This window comes from Pontibacillus salicampi, assembly GCF_042434395.1.
In the GTDB taxonomy this organism is placed as follows: Bacteria; Bacillota; Bacilli; order Bacillales; family BH030062; genus Pontibacillus; species Pontibacillus salicampi.
In genome coordinates this window covers 365,991-383,505 of record NZ_JBHLTP010000003.1, presented here as the reverse complement: position 1 = coordinate 383,505, position 17,515 = coordinate 365,991, and the positions used below count along the sequence as shown (strand labels likewise).

The window sequence follows — 17,515 nt, the reverse complement described above, 5'->3', positions numbered from 1 at the left end:
GCTTATGCTTTCGAATTATAATAAAGAAACAGGCAGATTTCCACCACTGAACAATTTTTTTATTTTTTTTTGAAATTAGGAGGATATAATCTATTTATGTCGAAAAGTAGTATCAAACCAAAAAAGGGAGGTGCATAACAACACATGAGCATCGCAGATCAATCAAAACAATTGTTAGCTGATGCCATCACTAGTATGGCTACGGACATTCATTTTTGTCCATACGGCACACAGGTATATATTTATTACCGCGTCCATGGCGGTAGGTTACACCGAAAGACCATAGCCCTATCTCTATATGAGCCACTGTTATCCTACTTCAAATTTGCTTCTGGCATGGATATTGGAGAAATACTCCACCCTCAAAATGGAATTCTCCCCTATGAGCATAATCATCAACACTACTCCCTACGATTTTCTACCCTGCCTGTTCAATCAACGGAAAGTCTCGCCATACGAATTTTGCCACAAAAAGCAGTTCCTTCACTTCGAGAATTATTTCTTTTCCCACATCAACTCCACCGCGTACAATCGTGGATTCGTTATGGAGCCGGTCTAATTTTATTTACTGGACCGACCGGGAGCGGCAAGACTACTACCCTGTATGCGTTATTACAGACTCTTTTGCGAGAGCATTCTTATCAAACCATTACTCTGGAGGACCCAATTGAAAACCAGCTAAAGGATATACTGCAGGTTCAAGTAAATGAAAAAGCAGGAATGGATTATAATGCCGGCTTAAAAGCCGCATTAAGACATGACCCAGACATACTGATGGTTGGAGAAATACGGGATGCTTCTACTGCCCATTTCGCGATTCGCGCTGCCCAAACTGGTCACCTTGTATTATCCAGTCTCCATGCAAAAAACGCATATGGTACCTTATTTCGTATGTTAGAAATGGGAATCTCCAATTCAGATCTTCAACAGACCCTCATCGGGATAGCATCACAGCAGCTTATTTCTATTGAAACAACCTCGAACATACAAAGATCCGCTATATTAGAGCTGTTAGAAGGAAAGCAGCTGGAAGAAGCACTTCTTGGCATTTCTCCGTATAACAGCCCTCATTACGTTACCTTTCATCAGCTAAGGAGGAAAGCCTATGCTCTTGGCTACCTATCGAAAGAAAGGGTTTAACCATTCAAAAAGAAAACCACCCCCTCTTTCATTACAAATTAAACTACTTACTCGACTCTACACTTTACTGCAAAGAGGATATCCGCTTCTGAAAGCACTCGATATTATGACACTGGACAGCTCGTTAAGAAAAATGGTGCTGGCAATAGAAGGAAGGTTAACAAACGGACTTCCTCTTCATACTACCTTTGAGGAAGCTGGCTTTTCTAAGTATGTTGTGTCATATTTGTATTTTTCCAATTCATATGGAAATGTACAGCAAGCTCTTCTGCAAAGCAGCTATTTATTAGAAAAGCAGCAATTATTCACTGCTTCCCTTCGCAAAGCTCTACAATACCCCTTGTTTCTTCTAGTTGTTATGAGCACTCTCCTTGTCTTCGTTAAATCTACACTCCTTCCTTCGTTTTTAGATTTATTTTCTTCCATGGAAATAAACCAATCTGCATTGCTTACTTTATTACATTCCATGAATGCCTTCTTATATGGCCTCCTCATTTTTTTATTTCTGAGCGGTCTCTCTTTGCTACTATGGAAGGCTTTATCACCACGAATCCCTTTATCTAAACGATTAAGCTATTATCAGCGAATACCGTTGTGTGTAACCATTCTGAAAACAGAGACGACGTTTCTATTCTCGTATCATCTCGGCTCCTTATTGGGAGCTGGATTATCCATTCAAAATGCCCTCAAAGTTATGCAGCAGCAAGGCCAGTTCCCCATATTACAGTGGTATGCCCAGCATTTGTATAAAGATTTAAGCGAAGGGAAGAGCTTTGCGGCTATCTTAAGAGACTATCCTTATTTCAGAAAAGAGCTAAGTGACATGGTTATGCGTAACCAAACCGATGGGAAATTGGAGATGGACTTAGATATGTATGCTGCTTGGATACTCGAGGAAGCCGTTAAAGTAACGAACACGATTCTTAAATGGATACAGCCAATCATGTTCCTTCTTCTAGGAGGGATGATACTGGCCATTTATGGTGCGATAATGATGCCGATGTTCCAATGGATGAATCAAATGTAATGTAGCCATTATGCAGAAAGGATGAATATAAAATGACCCTCTATCGAAACAATAAAGGCTTTACGCTCATTGAAATGCTCATTGTATTGATGATCATCTCTACTCTTCTGCTTGTTATGATTCCTCATATTTCCAAAAATAATGGGGTAGTGCAATCTAAGGGGTGTGAAGCATTTATCAAACTTGCAGAATCTCAGGCCTTTTCTTATAAAATGGAAAATGGCACATTTCCAACCTCAATGGAAACACTTGCTACCGAAGGTTATCTTCAAAGCTCCACTTGTCCAGGGGGCGAATCATTGCTAATTGGGACAGACGGAACCGTAACGGTACAAACTAGTGAATCCTCCTAAACAGGACAAGTCCTCTGGCTTTACTTTTCTCGAAATGTTAATCGTATTAGCTATCATGGGGGTATTACTTACTATTTCAATCCCTATGACAAATCGGTTGCAAACTTCATATAAAGAGCGCATGTTTCTGGAGCAATTCAAGGCAGATGTACTATTAACCCAGCAGCAATCCATGACAACGGGTGATCACTATAGGATTATCTTGTATGAACAAGAACGATATTATCGGCTATATTCAGAGAACAATCATCAGCTTATCCAGGAAAACCACTTACCGGAAGATTGGATTCTTCAAAGCTACACCATAGACAGGAAAATTCAATTTGATTCGAATGGTCGTATCCGCTCGCCTGGAACACTCTTTCTACGAACGCCCCAATCAACCTATCGAATAATATTCCCTTTAGGAAAGGGACGGTATTATGTTAAGGAATCATAAAGGGTTTATTGCTTTACAAAGTATATACACATTCTCCCTCTTCCTTCTCCTTACGTTAACATTGCTTCCTTTACTATTACTGTTGCAAAAGGAACATCAGCACTTACAAGATACAAGAATTGCCTATCATCATATTCAGGACACGTTGTATGATGCCATTCACGATGCTTCCAATACCTACCCGAAGCAATCGGTAAAAGATATTACAGAAGATTCGTACATTCTTATTACAATAGACCGCAAGGAAGGACTATTAGAAGGATGTGGAGAGTGGCGGTCCTATCGAGGAGGAGTAGCTCGTGCGTGCTTTTATGCTAAAGAAATATCATAATCAAGTGGGGTTTACATTAGCAGAATCACTATTTTCATTGTTCATAACATTGATGATTGTGTCTGCTCTTCCTTCCATTTTGCTAAACGTCAGTCACCATACGCCTTTTTCCTCCAATGCAGAAATGACAGTTAGACAATTTTTCCACTTCATTCAGGATGAGCTTTTATACTCTACTCACCACAACATAAGGAGTGACGGAATCGATTTTCAACAGCCGGATGGAACTACAGTCACCATTGACACATATGGCACGGTCCTTAGAAGAAGAGTCAATGGTGAAGGATATGAGACGTACCTCCATGAAGTAGCTTCCTTTCATGTGAAGGAACATAGCGAAAAGGAATTCACACTGCAAGTTGAGATACAAGGTGGTCATGTATATGAGAAAACGTTCTTCTCGTTTAAATAACAATTCAGGTGATGCTCTCCCACTCCTTCTGGTCATCCTGACATTTTTGTTTTTCCTACTTTCTGTCCTTCTCTATGAGCATAAGCATATTCAAGCTTTTACCACCAATGAAAAAGAATTAATCAGATTAAATACCCTCTTTCAAATGACCACTGCTACTGCTATGGATTCTATCTATAAAGCTTCTTTCAGCGAGCAACAAACGTATGTCTATTCTTTCCCTTACGGAGAAGGAACGGTGAAAGGACATCGTGTAAGCGATGGTAGATGGAGGTTAGTGATCTCTGTAGAAACTACGCAGCATAGTAAAAAAGCAATGACCTTGTACAGAAACATTCCATATTAAAAAAATGCTCCATGTATGTATAAGTCATAGGAAAGGATGACATGATAAGGTTGTAATCTTTTTGGGCTATAGCCAAGCGGTAAGGCAGCGGTTTTTGGTACCGTTATGCGCTGGTTCGAATCCAGCTAGCCCAGTACAACCTACAAGAAGAACCCTGACGCTTTCACAAGCAGCATCAGGGTTCTTCTTGTAGATTGTTACGAAATATTTGATAGCAGGAAATTTTCCTTCATATGTGTGATGCTGCGCAGTCCATCTTCATTATATCCAATTACAAGCTTATCTCCATCGGTAACAATAGGACGGCGTAATAGCTTAGGTTCCTTCATGACAAGTTCAATGAACTCAGAGATGGTTAGATCGTTTACATCTACGTCTAACGATTTATATGTTTTTCCCCGTGTGGCCAATATTTCATCTATTCCATTAGTGGTTAATCGTAAAATGTGTAATAGCTCATCGTAGCTTGGTGTTTCTCGAAAAATATGTCTTTCCTTAAACAGCACATTCTGATTGTTCAACCATTGCTTCGTCCTTCTACAAGATGTACAGCTTGGATAGGTAAAAAAAGTAAGTCCACTCACACTTCATCGCTCCCCTTCATGTAATTAGAAGTATCGTTTAGGTTATGTATATTGTATAACCGTTGTACAATATTTGTACACTTATTTGCCTTAAGTTTTTTCAAAAATATGTAGTTTATTTTCATGAAATAAGGGTAGGGTAATAAACATCAAGCCAATATTATTACTATTCAACACACATTAATGATCCATCACGATGGCCATAAGATTGTCAGAAAAGTTCATGATAAGGTTTTCACGTACTCATTTACATTTCCGCACCAGTCGTTTATAATTACGATGATAAGTCACCTTTGTGTTAAAGGAGGGGGATTCTATATGGATCGTATGTTTCGCGTCCTAGGTTTCTGGACAGGTATCTTTACGGTCATGTTTTTCGTCGGTGAACTACATGACGCTGCAATGCTTAGTTTAGTGCAAACCGTATTCTTTGTAGCTCTTAGCTATTTAAAACTATCTGAGCGTATGTACATGTACATATTTGGTGCTTATTTAACGCTATTCTTCATTGGATTCACTTACTACTCTTCATTTATTCTCACGCCGTCTTTCGGACACTAAGAATGGATGTAAACTGGAATAGCCAAGCGTGCACGAATACATGCTAAAACCCCTTAACGGTTTCACGTTAAGGGGTTTTTCATGTGATACCTTTTTGGTGAAGGCTTACATCAAAGGAGTTTGCAAGCTGGTCTCCCATTATAAAGGTGCGAATGGCTCTGTTTTGTTTCTGTTGTTCACTGAAAGGATTATGGGTTGAAGCTAGTTGAAGATGCTCTATAATCCCTTGCTCCATGAGGAATTCTTGTTGCTTAAACCGTCCCATATTTATCAACCCAACCTCCTCACATGCTTGATCCCACGTGTCCCAATGGACGTGATGAGTTAAATCCATAGAAGTGTGGTTGGATAGATAATCCTTGTATTGAATATGGTTTTGATAGCCCCTCAATGTACCTTCGCGCCGGGCAGGATGCTGTAATTCTGTATGGGTGTACCCATAATCTATTGTAGCTACCACTCCCCTTTTAAGCAGTGTAGCCAAGGATGCCGCGTAATAGGGCATATAAAGAGGAACCTCCAGCCGAAACCCTTCCGGCAGAATATATTGGTATTTGTTACAGAAATCCAATAACAAGTAGTCAGCCGGTCGTTTCATTTCTTGAAATTGTCCTTCCACTTCAGAAATACCTATTTCAAAGAAGGTGTCTCTCATTCTTTCCAAGACTTTTACAGGTTGAGCATCCAGCCATTCATTAGAGAATACGATCCCTTCCCAACCATCGCTCTCTTCCATTAGTTGCTCCAGACTCTCGTAAATAGTGCAGTATGTGAAATCCTGCAATACTTTCGCTGCCTCATCTCGGTGTTGATTGCTTCTTTCTACAAGAAAGTAATGATATTCTAGCTGATGTTCTTCTATGGTTGTACATACCTGCTTGGCGAAGCTACCATCTCCTCCTCCTATTTCACAAATATGAAGAGGAAGGGAATACGTTCTACTGGTTCGTATAAAGTAGAGAGCCATCAGCTGAGCGAACAATGGACTAATCGATACAGAAGTATAAAAGTCCCCAGCTTGTCCAATTTTCGCCTCTTTTTTTTCATAAAAGCCCTCTTGATGATACAATGCTCGCTCGATAAAAGTGTCGTATGGAATAAATGTGTCTTGTATAGGAATCACATCCTTATTATTCCAAAAATAAAAAGCAGCCTGTTAGGGCTACTCTTATCTATATGATTAGATATATTGTTTTATGATAGGAATGGATTACTTTGTTTTTCTTCGTCAACTGTCGTAGTGCTTCCATGACCAGGACAAACCGTGAAGGTACCAGGCAAGGTTAATATTTTTTGCTCTATACTGTCCATAAGCGTATTCATGTCGCCCCCGGGAAGGTCTGTTCTACCAATTCCGCCTTGAAATAAAGTGTCCCCTACAATAGCGATATGATCCTCCTGAAATAGGAAGGTTATACTGCCTGGTGAATGACCTGGTGTATGTCGTACTTCAAAGGAAAATTTGTCAATTGTCTGTGTCCCTTCTGTTAAGAAGTAATCTGCTGGTCTTGCAGTAACCGGTGGAGTCGCCATTGGGAAGAAGGAGGATCCGTTTTGATTAGCATCCATTAACCAATCCTTCTCAAGTTCGTGTACATACACGTCTATATTATAGCGCTCTCTTACTTCATCTACTGCTCCAATGTGATCAAAATGAGCGTGGGTTAAGAGAATAGCTGCAGGTGTAAGCTTTCTCCTCTCCACCATCCTAATTAACTTTTCTGCATCTCCACCTGGGTCTACAATTAATGTACGATCTCCTTCTACAAGTAAATAACAATTAGTACCGAGTGGTCCAAGGGGAAGCTGTTCTATTTCCATGGTATTCCTCCTAATATAGTGACAAATTGAATTTTTCGTAAGCGATTACGATTCCCGCGCTTACGGTATTTTCGTTGTTCTAAGTACTTAAAAAAAATAATTCCGAAAACTGCCATCTGTATCTCGACAAACAAACAAAAGTCGTTTAAAATGTATGAGGAGAATAGAAAAGATACATATTAATTGTAATAAACAACCACACCGTATTCAACGGTGATAGTGTAAAAGGGAGGTTTATCAACCATGACTTTGGCTATTATGATGCTACTTGTAACCATTCTTTGTGCATTGGCAGTATTCCGTGAATTTAAAACAAGAAACATGTTTGCTGTTGCATTCGCAGGTATTTCTACCCTTGTATTTGGATTCTTTTCCATCATGACGATTATCTCACAATTTACAAGCGGCGGCGGTGGCGGTCATTAATCCGCACCATTTATACGTTCCGTAACCATCCTAGTACAAGCACCTGTACTAGGATTTTTTATGCATCTTTCTAAGACGACGTTTCCGTACCCATATCTATTAATTGCATTCGGTCGTTATAGAAGTAGCGGTAGCTCATTAAGGTGACAAATATGGTACTTAGGGTGACCGCAGAAAAAATACTTAACGATATTACGAGCTGATACTTTATAGCGATAACAGGTTCTACCCCGCCTAGAATTAACCCTGTCATCATCCCTGGCAGCTGGACAAGCCCAATGGTTTTCAATTTATCTACATTAGGAATAAGCGAGGCATTCAATGTCTGTTTAATCAGTAACTTGGATGATTGGTTCGGTGTAGCGCCAAGGGCCAACGCTGCCAGGATTCTTCCTTTATTCTCTTTGAATTCACTTTTCATCCGATCAAGCGCTAACCCCATAGCCACCATACTGTTACCAATTACCATCCCGCTCATCGGTATGACTTCAGAAGGCGTAAACTCAATCATATCAGCTACTAACCACAGGGAGAGAACACTTCCTTCAATGAGAACAAGCCCCAATAAAATGGTCAGAAGGACGTTAGGGATGCCAGCCCCTTTCTTTCTAGCATGGAAGCTTGCTACCAACAACATTATTGTCAACATAAGCGGGATTCCAACTAATGGTGGAAGATCGAATAAATAGGTTAATGCGTAACCAATTAAAAATAGTTGCACCGTACCTCTAAGGGAGGACCAAATAATATCCTTTTTCAAACCAAGCTGATAATAATAGGATAAAGTTAACGGTACAAATACAAACACTAATAGAAATAATAAGGACGTGTTAGAAATATCCGGCGACATCTTCTTTCTCCTTCCGTTTATATTAGGTAGATGAACGTGCTAAGCTAAAAAATATTTCAAACTCTCTGATTGCGGGTTGTCCAACAGCTCATCAATGGGACCAACCTCCTCAATCCTACCATCAGATAGGAAGATTCCTTTATCTCCAAGTCTTCTAGCTTGCCGTAAATTATGGGTTACCATAACCATCGTTAACTGGTGTACTCGAATTAAGTTATTCAACACTTCTTCTATATCTTCCATTGTGTGTTGGTCTAATGCACTGGTTGGTTCGTCCAACAATAATACGTCCGGTTCATTAGCTAACGTCCTTGCTAAGGACACTCTCTGCTTCTCTCCGCCAGACAATTGGTCCACCACTCGGTGCAACATTTCCTTTGGAAGCTGCACATATTCTAATAATTTTTCTGCATATTCATCTTTCCACCTTTTGCATAGCTCAGGTCCATACTTGATATTGTCGAGTACCGTCCCAGGAAACAAATTAGGAGCCTGCAGTACTAACCCCGCTTCACGACGCAACGTTGGGATTTCGTATGTAGTAATATCTTTTCCTTTAAATAGGATAGTTCCCTCTTCTGGATCCTGAAGTCTGTTAAATAGATGCAACAGCGTACTCTTACCAGCTCCAGAAGGACCAAATACCACTACTTTCTCCTCTTTCTTCACCTGAAAACTAACATCTTGTAATGTATGTTTATGTATGTGTTGAAAATGATACAGAACGTCATCCATTTACCTTTCCCCTTCCTCTACATGCTGTATAACCCCACTCGGCACGTGCAGCACCTTTGTTCCTCTTTCCCCTACTAAACAAAGATTATTCGTGGAGCAAACTATCGGGGTATGAGTGGTATCTGTTACAATAACCTCTTCCCTATTTCTATCAATAGAAAATTGAATCAGCTCATATGGCTCGTTATATTCCAGCACAGATGCGGACCTTTTTGGTGCAAACGTATAAAAGTGGTTAGTATCAGGATTCCAATCATACGATGGAAGCCAGTAGTGTCCAGAATGGGTTTGGAGCATAGGGATGGAAAAACTGGCTACTATTTCGGAAGTTTGTTTATCCCAGAACTGAAAATGCAAAGTACCTTTATCATTTTCCCCTTCAGGACGAACAATCATGTAATAAGCTTTTTGTGCTTCAAAAGCAAGGACGTCTCTTTCAAAAGTGGTAGTAGTGCCTGTCAGAGTATCATATAACTCTAGATCCGCTACAAGGTTCAATCCTTTTCCCCAATTAAAACTTATTAGTTGGTGTTCATTCATCCATTTATTATAAGCATGCACTGGTAGTGGAGAATCTATTACCTCATCCTCCTGTATGTGAATATTGGTGACGCTTGAAGCTCCTTCTTCTAAATATGCTGTAAGCACACCACTCCCCTTTTGAAAGGAGTTCCAATTCCAGTCTGTTTCTAATGCTTGTATGCTCTGTTGATGAATGACCTTTCCATCATTATTAACAATGGTAATTAAAGAACCGCCATTAGGTGTTTTTTCCTCCATAAAAGTGTACATGAAATGTGGATCAGGCCGGACAGTTACTATGGGATTTTCCGTTTGATATATAGATGTAATCTCACCTGTTTCAAGTGACATTGTCTTTACGTGCCATCTTTCTCTTATAGAGGAATACACAATTGTGTCATCACCTATAAAACCATGTACGCTGGCAACACGACCATAGGGAATGTGTTGTATTTTCTGTGTAAGAAAAGAGGGGGACAGCTCCTTGTGAATTATAGACATCGTTTTTTGTTCGACATTATCACCTTGATGAATGACTGTTTGACATCCTGCAAGCAACCATAAAAAAAGAAGAAGCATTGTCGCTTTCTTCATCCAAGCTCACCTCTTTATATTTTCCTTTCCATGAAAATTATAACATTTCTCCTCCATTAGAAGGGAAGTTATTGCTTCTCGTCATTGATCAGTTTAGTTGTACACTTTTCAAACAAATCTCCTTGACTTGGTAGAAATACGTGGAAAAGCTTGATGTTGGTAACGGGTTAATCCCTTTTCCTACTTCTATCGTGTACCCTTCTTGCTGAAAATGATGAATAAACCAATCCTTATACCCAGCATGACTGTCCACGCCATGGACAGGTATGTATGCACTACATGCTCCAAGCTCACCTGCCACTGCATGGGATCGGTCTGGCTCCTGATGGTTGTATCCCCAATAAATGACCTCCCCTTGTGAATGAAAGCAGAGCATCCTGTGCCAGCAATAGCAATTCGTTAACTCATACATTGCTATACTTTCAGGCTCTGACAAAGGAGAGTACCCTGGAAAGTCTCGAAAAGATGGTTGCTTTGGCTTTCGTTGTTTCTCTAGCTCCCAGCCTGCTGGAAATTGGTTATTTAAATCAATTCCTCTAATATTTGCTTTCCAGCTTGTGTACGTTTTGTGCTGCTCCTTTTTATTAATTGATTCCACTAATGATCGATATTCAGCAGCGGCAGAAGACCCATAATGGACGAGGTCTACACCATCTGGGTTAACCATGGGAACTATAGACAAAAATGCATCGTTTTCATTCAAAATCATGCATATCTCCGTCCCATATACCTCTAACACATTCATTAATAATGGGGTAGTAATCCACTCATTCGCATGAAACGCCCCGTTCCAGTGGATTCCTTTCTTTCCACTCCCAAGCTGTAATTCGACTAATGGTTTCCCAAGTACAGAAGCACCTATTATTTGGGTGCGCATCGTTGGGTATAGTATCCCCAGCCTATCTATTTGTTCATACAAACGACTAGAGTCGTATAGGGTAAGAGATGACATAATATACACACTCCTCAATACATATTGGTTTGCCATATTATATGGAAAGCCACGGTATACAGAACAAAAAACATGCTACCCTTGGGGTAACATGCTTTTTTATACTTATTTAGTTTCCGTTTCACTTGATTCTTTATATTCAGCATTGTAGAACCGCAGTAAATCACCATAAATGACACTGTCGGAATAATCCAGCTCTGTTTGGGCTTTTGCCTTGAATGGTTCGCAATGAGTAGATTCCACCTCTTCCCCTGAGTCACGGTCATAGCATGTATCTCTCGTGTACAGATAATTTTCCGTAATAAAGCTTCCATCCCGCAACACAACGAAAGGATCGACATCATTAGTAAACAAGTCAGTACCGAAGCTGACGCCTTGCTCGCTGTCTATCCCCATCATATTTAGAATAGTTGGTTTTAAGTCCATTTGACCGCTAACCTTTGAAATAGTGCGATTATCCTCATGCCCAGGTATATGGACTATTAACGGAACACGCTGTAACTGCACATGCTCGTAAGGAGTAATTTCTTTGCCCAGGAATTGGCTCATAGCTTTATTATGATTTTCACTGATGCCATAGTGATCCCCATAAATAACAATAATAGAATCTTCGTATTCCCCAGCATCCTTTAAGTTTTGAAAGAATTGCTCTATTGATTCATCCATATACTTCACGGTTGTGAAATAATTATTCAGCGTACTGGAGCTGGAATCATATTTATCAATAGTTTGCTGCTCCTCAGGCATTTCAAATGGGAAATGGTTGGTGAGCGTAATGAATTTGGTATAATATGGTTCCTCCAGAGATTTGAGATGCTTAATAGATTGTTTGAAAAAGTCTTTATCACTTAAACCCCAGCCGATGGAGTTGTCCGGTGTTACCTCATACGCACTTTCTGAAAAGAATTCATCATATCCCAATGTGTCATACATCACACTCCGGTTCCAGAAACTTTTGTTATTGGCATGGAATACCGCCGAGGTGTATCCATGGTTACTAACAATCTCAGGTACTGCATTGGTTTCATTCTCAGAGTGTGTGAAGAATACAGCACCTCTTGAGAGCGGATAAAGTGAGGTTTCTACTACCCACTCCGAATCAGATGTTTTTCCTTGCTCTGTTTGATGGTAGAAGTTGTTAAAGTAATAACTGTTTTCAATTAAGTCGTTTAAGAATGGAGTAATTTCTTTTCCATTAATCTTTTTATTAATTACAAAGCTCTGAATCGATTCTGCTGATATATAGATGATATTCTTGTCTTTTGCTACTCCTTCCAATGGAGAAGGCTGATCGCTTTTCATGTGCTTATCTGTGTACTCTTCAATTTGTTTAATTTCACTTCCATCTGCCATAACACGTTGAGCCTTTGATTTGGAATGCAGTGCGATATCATACAGATGATAGTTGAAAACCCCTATATTCTTCACCAAATACTCACGATCAAACGTACGTACAAATAACATAGGACGCTCAATTTCTGCCAATACCACATTCCCTACTAATAATGCTACAGCAATAACTGACGCCCGTAGCTTAGCCTTCGTATGAAGTGGCTGCATATCTCGAGACACATACCTACTTAGAACATAAATAACAATTACATCTAAAAACATCCATATATCCTGAAGCTGGATGAGGGTTGTTATGCTTGAACCCAGATCTCCCACATTATTCGTTTGGAATAATACTGGAATCGTAAGAAAATCCGAAAAGGATCGGAAATATAATACGTTAAAATATAAAATAAAGGATAATAGCACAGCGATTCTTCTTGTATATTTAATTTGTCTGTTTACATTAAACCAGACTACTGCTGTAAACAACACCAATGCTGTAGCTACAGGATTAACTAACAGGATAATTTCCTGGAGGAAGTTGTCTATATCCAAATCAAATGTAAACCGGTATACCATATACGTTTTCACTGCGAATAACAACGCAGCTATAGCATAAAAGGGTAGCTTATTTTCTAAAGGCTTCATGTTACCTTTCCTCCTAAAATGTAAAAGGTCCATTAAGTTCAAATTAAGTTCCGTATAATTCTAATTAAATAAAGTACCACATAGCATAGTATTCTAAACAGGGTACTCTCTATATGACGGTTTGACCTTCAAAAAAGTTTCATAAACTCTTAACTATTTTTTTACATTTTCATCATACAATCCTGATTGTATAAAATTTCTCCTTAAAAAGGAACCCCCTATTTCACCTATAGGGCAACGTACTTGCTTATCCAACGTTCTTTAAAGGGAATGATACTATCCAGGTAATGAGGAAATGGGTTACAGTGAAAGATTTGGTCTCGAGATGGTTTTGCCAGAGGATTTTGAAAGAGCTTGTTGATGGCAGGGGCTGCGGTGTGTCCCCACACGAGATGGAGACGGCCATTGTTCCTGCAGGATGTAGCGACTTTAGGTGAACCTCCTTACTTTCGGCTTTTTCTCCTTTGTCTCCCACATAAGGGAGTTGTACAAAAAATCAACAGCAGGCTTAACTAGAGGCTTACATTAAAAACTCGCCAGATGTATTTCTGACGAGTCTTGTCCTACTTATTTTCTTTTGGCGAGGTATGCTGCTCCGATAACACCTGCATCATTACCGAGGGAGGCAATTTCAAATTCAACAGCCTGGGATGTTCTGGTTAGAGCGTAACGGTCGAAAGCCGCTCTTAATGGCAGCAGCAATTGATCTCCAGCCTTGGAAACACCACCACCAATAACAATTTTTGAAGGATTTAAAGCAATAGCAAGATTGGCAACTGCTCTACCAAGGTGGTCGATAACATATGCAAGGACATCCTGGGCTACTTGATCTTCTTCAGAGGCTGCCTGAAATACATCTCTTGCAGTAATAGAACCCTGTCTATCTAATATACTTGAGAGTTTAGTAGATTTACCATCTTTAATCTCTAAGGTTGCAATCTTAGCAATGCCACTAGCAGAAGCAACCGTTTCCAGACAACCATCCTTACCACAATTACATGGAAGAGGGTTTTCTGTCTCTACGGTCATATGGCCAATTTCAGCAACTGTTCCGTTCGAACCATGTAATAGCTGACCATTAGCAATAATTCCTCCCCCTACGCCTGTACCAAGTGTCACCGCAAGCATATGTTGGGCCTGATCTCCAGATCCTTTCCAATTCTCACCTAGTGCAGCCAGATTAGCATCATTCTCTACCCAGACCTTAAAGCCTGTGGCCTCTTGCAATTTCTCACTTAGGTGATAATTCTTCCAGCCAATATTGACGGCTTCGTGAACAATACCACTTTCCACATCAATAAAGCCTGGTGCCCCTACTCCAATTGCTGCAAAGTCTTTAGATTGAAGTGACTGTGCTATTAGTTGTTCCTCTATAGAAGCAGCGATATCCGGTACAATTCCAATTGCGCCCTCTTCCTTATCGGTAGGGATTTCCCATTTATGAAGAATATCTCCTTTATATGTAACGAATGCAATTTTAACAGTGGTGCCGCCAATATCGATCCCAATTAAATGCTGTTGACTCATATCCATCACCTCAGTTATTATCTTTTAATCTCGATGCTTCTTGCCTCAGCAGGAGTGTACTCATTTGAAACTCTTCTTTCGTAATACATTGCGCCTGAAATAAGTCCTTTACTTCTTGTTCCATCATTTCCAGGTCAGCCAACCGGTCACCTATGTAAATAAATGTTCCAAACCTTTTTAATAATTGTTGCACATCATATATTGTTCTCATTTATAATCACCACATTTATTATAGCAAGCGTGTTAAGGAAAAGAAACACAAGACCCTGATTCTGTTTACTTATCAGAGTCTCGTGTATGAAGAAAGGAAGGTCGCTTGTTTTTTAGTGGCATTGGAGAACGGAGCAACACGTCCCTTAGCGCTCTGTAGTTGAATGGTATAAACGGCCATAGATATGCAGTTCGAAAGGTGTTCATCCAGGTTAGATATAAAATCCAAATCGTTACTCCAATCATTAACCCCTTTACGTGGAAGAATGCAGTCAGAACAAGCAAGAACAGCCTTGTTAATCGATTTGCCAAACTCAGCTCATAGCTTGGTGTACAGTATGTGCCAATGACGGCTACTGCAAGATATAGCACTACTTCATTGGAGAATAACCCAACCTCAATTGCAACCTGCCCTATAAGAATTGCTGCTACAAGACCCAGTGCCGTAGCAAGTGCAGAAGGAGTATGAATCGCTGCCATGCGCAACGTATCTATGCCTATTTCTGCAATTAGGAATTGCGCAATTAAAGGCAACACCCCTATTTCAGAAGGACCGATGAAAGATAATTCCCTGGGTAATAAGGAAGGTTCCATGGAAAACAAATAATAGAGCGGTAAGATGAATAGGGAGGCGAATACTGCAAAAAATCTAACGATTCGTAAATATGCTCCCACGGAGGGTTTTTGACGGTACTCCTCTGCATGCTGTAGATGGTGCCAAAACGTGGCAGGGGTAATCATTACACTTGGTGATCCATCTATCATGAGTAAAATATGACCTTCGTATAAATGAGCAGCAGCTGTATCCGGCCTTTCGGTGTACCTGATTGTTGGATACGGGTTCCAATGCCTTCCACTTAAATACTCTTCTACTGTTTTTTCTGCCATTGGCAATCCATCTGTATCTATCAACTCTAAATTACTCTTTAAATGTTTTACATTATCCATATCCACTATATCTTCTATATAACAAAGACAAACATCCGTTTTAGACCGTCTGCCTATTTGCATGTATTCCATCCGTAAAGATCTATCTCTAACACGCCTCCTAGTCAAGGCTGTGTTAAAGATAATGGTCTCCACAAACCCATCTCTCGCTCCCCTGACCACTCTTTCCACATCAGGTTCCTGTGGGCCTCTCACTGGATAGGTCCTTGCATCAATTGTGATAATCTTATCATTCATACCCTCGACGAATAATGCTGTAGGACCTGCCAGCACCCAATCAGCGGCTTCATTTAAATCCTCTTTATAATCTAATTCGACGTATGGTAAATGAGTTCTTAATAACTTTTCGAAAGGGTCTGGCTCTAATTGTTCTGGGGAAAGCCTCGATAACAACTCCATCAAATAGTGCAATATCTCATCTTTGACAAAACCATCAATCATGAACATTGCCATACGTCGTCCAGCATATTCCAAGTCTAATTGAATAATATCAAAGCTCTTATCGACGCCCATTCTTTCTTTCATGTACTCTACATTATCATCGAAATTATCAAATAGCGGCTGTTTCCTTGTATCTTCCAGCAATCTCCTCACCTGACTTTTAAAAGGTTTAGTCTAAGTGTTTGCCCAAACCTATAAAAGCATACATCCTACACAAGTTCGGAAAAGATATAAAACCATAATAGCTGATACGTATGGTGGAGGGAGAGAACATGCGTCCTCTCTAATGCATGAGAGGCATCTATACCAGGTCCTACGAGCCCATGCTTCACATCTGCCCCAGCCCTTATAGCTGCAGAAGCATCGGAACCATAATACGGATAGATGTCTACTTCAAATGCTACGCTATGCTTTTGGGCCAGATGGACAAGATGTTGGCGCAAACCAAAATGGTACGGACCAGTAGCATCCTTTGCACATATAGAAGCTACATACTCTGTCGTTGTTTGACCATCTCCTATAGCGCCCATATCGACTGCGAGATATTCCACTGTTTGCTCAGGTATGGTTGCATTACCGCCATACCCAATTTCTTCATTATTAGAGATATAAAAATGAGTCGTATAAGGTAGAGTTTTGTTTTGCGCCTTTAGTTGAGCAGCAAGTTCCATAAGTATTGCAACACTGGCTTTATCATCCAGGTGTCTTGACTTAATAAACCCACTCTCTGTCCTCTCAAAACGGGGGTCAAAGGAGATAAAATCTCCTACATGAATTCCTAACTGTTTTACATCTTCCTTCGATGTAACTTGCTGATCTATTCGCACCTCGATATTCTCTTCATCCCGTTTAACCTGATCTCCATCCTTATATACGTGTACAGAGGTTTGATGCAAGAGAATCGTCCCTCTAAAAGCATGGCCACTAGCGGTATGGATAGTACAATATTCCCCCTCCACGCTATTCCACCGGAAGCCACCTATCATAGATAAGCGTAACGTTCCATCGGATTTTATTTCCTTCACCATAGCCCCTAACGTATCGACATGAGCCGTTAAGAGACGATGATGTTCCTGATTCTCGCCTTCCATTGTAGCAATGAGGGCGCCTTTATTCGTAATAGAAGTACTTGCTCCTGCTTCCTGAAAGAAACCCTCACAGTATTGAATGATATCTTTCGTATATCCTGACGGGCTAGGCATGTGGACTAATTTTTCTAAATATGTAGTTATGTGCTCCACTTCTTTAACATTCATTTTCAAAACCCCTTTCATATCTACTTATTCCTTATCATACATATGAAACACAAAGGA

At 40.1% G+C, this 17,515-nt stretch carries 21 protein-coding genes and 1 tRNA gene; 10 read left to right on the top strand and 12 right to left on the bottom strand.

The window, feature by feature from the left end; all coding sequences use genetic code 11:
• Positions 1 to 144 precede the first annotated feature (144 nt).
• The 8 genes from comGA to ACFFGV_RS03350 all read left to right on the top strand — a co-directional run bounded on the left by comGA (position 145) and on the right by ACFFGV_RS03350 (position 4,182).
• Positions 145 to 1,140 carry a competence type IV pilus ATPase ComGA gene (gene comGA, locus ACFFGV_RS03385; RefSeq protein WP_377345153.1) on the top strand — a complete coding sequence of 332 codons (996 nt, stop codon included), beginning with the start codon at positions 145 to 147 and terminating at the stop codon, positions 1,138 to 1,140.
• Positions 1,106 to 2,167: a competence type IV pilus assembly protein ComGB gene (gene comGB / locus ACFFGV_RS03380; RefSeq protein WP_377345152.1), complete on the top strand. Its 1,062-nt coding sequence runs from the start codon at positions 1,106 to 1,108 to the stop codon at positions 2,165 to 2,167. Before comGA ends, comGB begins: the two co-directional genes overlap by 35 nt.
• 32 nt (positions 2,168 to 2,199) lie before the next feature.
• Positions 2,200 to 2,520, top strand: coding sequence for a competence type IV pilus major pilin ComGC (gene comGC, locus ACFFGV_RS03375; protein ID WP_377345151.1), 321 nt, complete (start codon positions 2,200 to 2,202; stop codon positions 2,518 to 2,520).
• Positions 2,507 to 2,959, top strand: coding sequence for a competence type IV pilus minor pilin ComGD (gene comGD, locus ACFFGV_RS03370; RefSeq protein ID WP_377345150.1), 453 nt, complete (start codon positions 2,507 to 2,509; stop codon positions 2,957 to 2,959). The genes comGC and comGD overlap by 14 nt, the downstream gene beginning before the upstream one ends.
• The gene (locus tag ACFFGV_RS03365) at positions 2,943 to 3,290 is read left to right on the top strand and encodes a hypothetical protein (protein ID WP_377345149.1); all 348 of its coding nucleotides are present in this window, start codon (positions 2,943 to 2,945) and stop codon (positions 3,288 to 3,290) included. Before comGD ends, ACFFGV_RS03365 begins: the two co-directional genes overlap by 17 nt.
• Positions 3,259 to 3,702 (top strand): competence type IV pilus minor pilin ComGF, encoded by a 444-nt coding sequence (gene comGF / locus ACFFGV_RS03360; RefSeq protein WP_377345148.1) that lies wholly within the window; start codon positions 3,259 to 3,261, stop codon positions 3,700 to 3,702. Before ACFFGV_RS03365 ends, comGF begins: the two co-directional genes overlap by 32 nt.
• Positions 3,674 to 4,048 (top strand): hypothetical protein, encoded by a 375-nt coding sequence (locus tag ACFFGV_RS03355; RefSeq protein ID WP_377345147.1) that lies wholly within the window; start codon positions 3,674 to 3,676, stop codon positions 4,046 to 4,048. The genes comGF and ACFFGV_RS03355 overlap by 29 nt, the downstream gene beginning before the upstream one ends.
• Before the next feature lie 62 nt (positions 4,049 to 4,110).
• Positions 4,111 to 4,182 (top strand) — tRNA-Gln (locus tag ACFFGV_RS03350).
• 63 nt (positions 4,183 to 4,245) lie between these two features.
• Here the strand turns inward: ACFFGV_RS03350 and ACFFGV_RS03345 are convergent.
• Positions 4,246 to 4,632: a Spx/MgsR family RNA polymerase-binding regulatory protein gene (locus ACFFGV_RS03345; protein WP_377345146.1), complete on the bottom strand. Its 387-nt coding sequence runs from the start codon at positions 4,630 to 4,632 to the stop codon at positions 4,246 to 4,248.
• A 318-nt stretch (positions 4,633 to 4,950) separates the two neighbouring features.
• Between ACFFGV_RS03345 and ACFFGV_RS03340 the strand changes: the two genes are divergently transcribed.
• Entirely contained in the window at positions 4,951 to 5,193 is a 243-nt protein-coding gene (locus tag ACFFGV_RS03340; RefSeq protein WP_377345145.1) for a DUF2626 domain-containing protein, read from the top strand.
• Between the two features lie 79 nt (positions 5,194 to 5,272).
• On the opposite strand, the gene ACFFGV_RS03335 is transcribed toward ACFFGV_RS03340, so the two are convergent.
• The gene (locus tag ACFFGV_RS03335; RefSeq protein WP_377345144.1) at positions 5,273 to 6,316 is read right to left on the bottom strand and encodes an SAM-dependent methyltransferase; all 1,044 of its coding nucleotides are present in this window, start codon (positions 6,314 to 6,316) and stop codon (positions 5,273 to 5,275) included.
• A 71-nt stretch (positions 6,317 to 6,387) separates the two neighbouring features.
• Positions 6,388 to 7,014 carry an MBL fold metallo-hydrolase gene (locus ACFFGV_RS03330; protein ID WP_377345143.1) on the bottom strand — a complete coding sequence of 209 codons (627 nt, stop codon included), beginning with the start codon at positions 7,012 to 7,014 and terminating at the stop codon, positions 6,388 to 6,390.
• Positions 7,015 to 7,257: 243 nt separating this feature from the next.
• On the opposite strand from ACFFGV_RS03330, the gene ACFFGV_RS03325 reads away from it, so the two are divergent.
• On the top strand, positions 7,258 to 7,440 hold the full coding sequence (locus ACFFGV_RS03325; protein ID WP_377345142.1) for a DUF2759 domain-containing protein: 183 nt from the start codon (positions 7,258 to 7,260) through the stop codon (positions 7,438 to 7,440).
• Positions 7,441 to 7,510: 70 nt separating this feature from the next.
• On the opposite strand, the gene ACFFGV_RS03320 is transcribed toward ACFFGV_RS03325, so the two are convergent.
• The 9 genes from ACFFGV_RS03320 to ACFFGV_RS03280 form a co-directional block, all read right to left on the bottom strand.
• Positions 7,511 to 8,290 (bottom strand): ABC transporter permease, encoded by a 780-nt coding sequence (locus ACFFGV_RS03320; protein ID WP_377345141.1) that lies wholly within the window; start codon positions 8,288 to 8,290, stop codon positions 7,511 to 7,513.
• A gap of 39 nt (positions 8,291 to 8,329) precedes the next feature.
• Complete coding sequence (locus tag ACFFGV_RS03315; protein ID WP_377345140.1) at positions 8,330 to 9,025, bottom strand: ABC transporter ATP-binding protein; 696 nt, start codon at positions 9,023 to 9,025, stop codon at positions 8,330 to 8,332.
• Positions 9,026 to 10,141 (bottom strand): YqgU-like beta propeller domain-containing protein, encoded by a 1,116-nt coding sequence (locus ACFFGV_RS03310; RefSeq protein WP_377345139.1) that lies wholly within the window; start codon positions 10,139 to 10,141, stop codon positions 9,026 to 9,028.
• Positions 10,142 to 10,229: 88 nt separating this feature from the next.
• Entirely contained in the window at positions 10,230 to 11,093 is an 864-nt protein-coding gene (locus tag ACFFGV_RS03305; RefSeq protein WP_377345138.1) for a M14 family metallopeptidase, read from the bottom strand.
• A gap of 105 nt (positions 11,094 to 11,198) precedes the next feature.
• Positions 11,199 to 13,076: an LTA synthase family protein gene (locus tag ACFFGV_RS03300; protein WP_377345137.1), complete on the bottom strand. Its 1,878-nt coding sequence runs from the start codon at positions 13,074 to 13,076 to the stop codon at positions 11,199 to 11,201.
• Positions 13,077 to 13,643: 567 nt separating this feature from the next.
• Positions 13,644 to 14,603, bottom strand: a complete 960-nt coding sequence (locus ACFFGV_RS03295; protein WP_377345136.1) for an ROK family glucokinase — start codon at positions 14,601 to 14,603, stop codon at positions 13,644 to 13,646.
• 10 nt (positions 14,604 to 14,613) lie between these two features.
• Positions 14,614 to 14,814 carry a YqgQ family protein gene (locus tag ACFFGV_RS03290; protein ID WP_377345135.1) on the bottom strand — a complete coding sequence of 67 codons (201 nt, stop codon included), beginning with the start codon at positions 14,812 to 14,814 and terminating at the stop codon, positions 14,614 to 14,616.
• 65 nt (positions 14,815 to 14,879) lie between these two features.
• Positions 14,880 to 16,286: a spore germination protein gene (locus tag ACFFGV_RS03285; protein WP_377345849.1), complete on the bottom strand. Its 1,407-nt coding sequence runs from the start codon at positions 16,284 to 16,286 to the stop codon at positions 14,880 to 14,882.
• 125 nt (positions 16,287 to 16,411) lie between these two features.
• Positions 16,412 to 17,458: a M42 family metallopeptidase gene (locus tag ACFFGV_RS03280; protein WP_377345134.1), complete on the bottom strand. Its 1,047-nt coding sequence runs from the start codon at positions 17,456 to 17,458 to the stop codon at positions 16,412 to 16,414.
• Positions 17,459 to 17,515: the final 57 nt, after the last annotated feature.

Excerpts from the sequence above, each read along its gene's own strand:
- comGA (WP_377345153.1), top strand. The coding sequence starts at position 145 with ATGAGCATCGCAGATCAATCAAAACAATTGTTAGCTGATGCCATCACT.
- comGB (WP_377345152.1), top strand. The coding sequence starts at position 1,106 with ATGCTCTTGGCTACCTATCGAAAGAAAGGGTTTAACCATTCAAAAAGA.
- comGC (WP_377345151.1), top strand. The coding sequence starts at position 2,200 with ATGACCCTCTATCGAAACAATAAAGGCTTTACGCTCATTGAAATGCTC.
- ACFFGV_RS03365 (WP_377345149.1), top strand. The coding sequence starts at position 2,943 with ATGTTAAGGAATCATAAAGGGTTTATTGCTTTACAAAGTATATACACA.
- ACFFGV_RS03355 (WP_377345147.1), top strand. The coding sequence starts at position 3,674 with ATGAGAAAACGTTCTTCTCGTTTAAATAACAATTCAGGTGATGCTCTC.
- ACFFGV_RS03340 (WP_377345145.1), top strand. The coding sequence starts at position 4,951 with ATGGATCGTATGTTTCGCGTCCTAGGTTTCTGGACAGGTATCTTTACG.
- ACFFGV_RS03330 (WP_377345143.1), bottom strand. The coding sequence starts at position 7,014 with ATGGAAATAGAACAGCTTCCCCTTGGACCACTCGGTACTAATTGTTAT.
- ACFFGV_RS03325 (WP_377345142.1), top strand. The coding sequence starts at position 7,258 with ATGACTTTGGCTATTATGATGCTACTTGTAACCATTCTTTGTGCATTG.
- ACFFGV_RS03320 (WP_377345141.1), bottom strand. The coding sequence starts at position 8,290 with ATGTCGCCGGATATTTCTAACACGTCCTTATTATTTCTATTAGTGTTT.
- ACFFGV_RS03315 (WP_377345140.1), bottom strand. The coding sequence starts at position 9,025 with ATGGATGACGTTCTGTATCATTTTCAACACATACATAAACATACATTA.
- ACFFGV_RS03310 (WP_377345139.1), bottom strand. The coding sequence starts at position 10,141 with ATGAAGAAAGCGACAATGCTTCTTCTTTTTTTATGGTTGCTTGCAGGA.
- ACFFGV_RS03305 (WP_377345138.1), bottom strand. The coding sequence starts at position 11,093 with ATGTCATCTCTTACCCTATACGACTCTAGTCGTTTGTATGAACAAATA.
- ACFFGV_RS03300 (WP_377345137.1), bottom strand. The coding sequence starts at position 13,076 with ATGAAGCCTTTAGAAAATAAGCTACCCTTTTATGCTATAGCTGCGTTG.
- ACFFGV_RS03295 (WP_377345136.1), bottom strand. The coding sequence starts at position 14,603 with ATGAGTCAACAGCATTTAATTGGGATCGATATTGGCGGCACCACTGTT.
- ACFFGV_RS03290 (WP_377345135.1), bottom strand. The coding sequence starts at position 14,814 with ATGAGAACAATATATGATGTGCAACAATTATTAAAAAGGTTTGGAACA.
- ACFFGV_RS03285 (WP_377345849.1), bottom strand. The coding sequence starts at position 16,286 with ATGAAAGAAAGAATGGGCGTCGATAAGAGCTTTGATATTATTCAATTA.
- ACFFGV_RS03280 (WP_377345134.1), bottom strand. The coding sequence starts at position 17,458 with ATGAATGTTAAAGAAGTGGAGCACATAACTACATATTTAGAAAAATTA.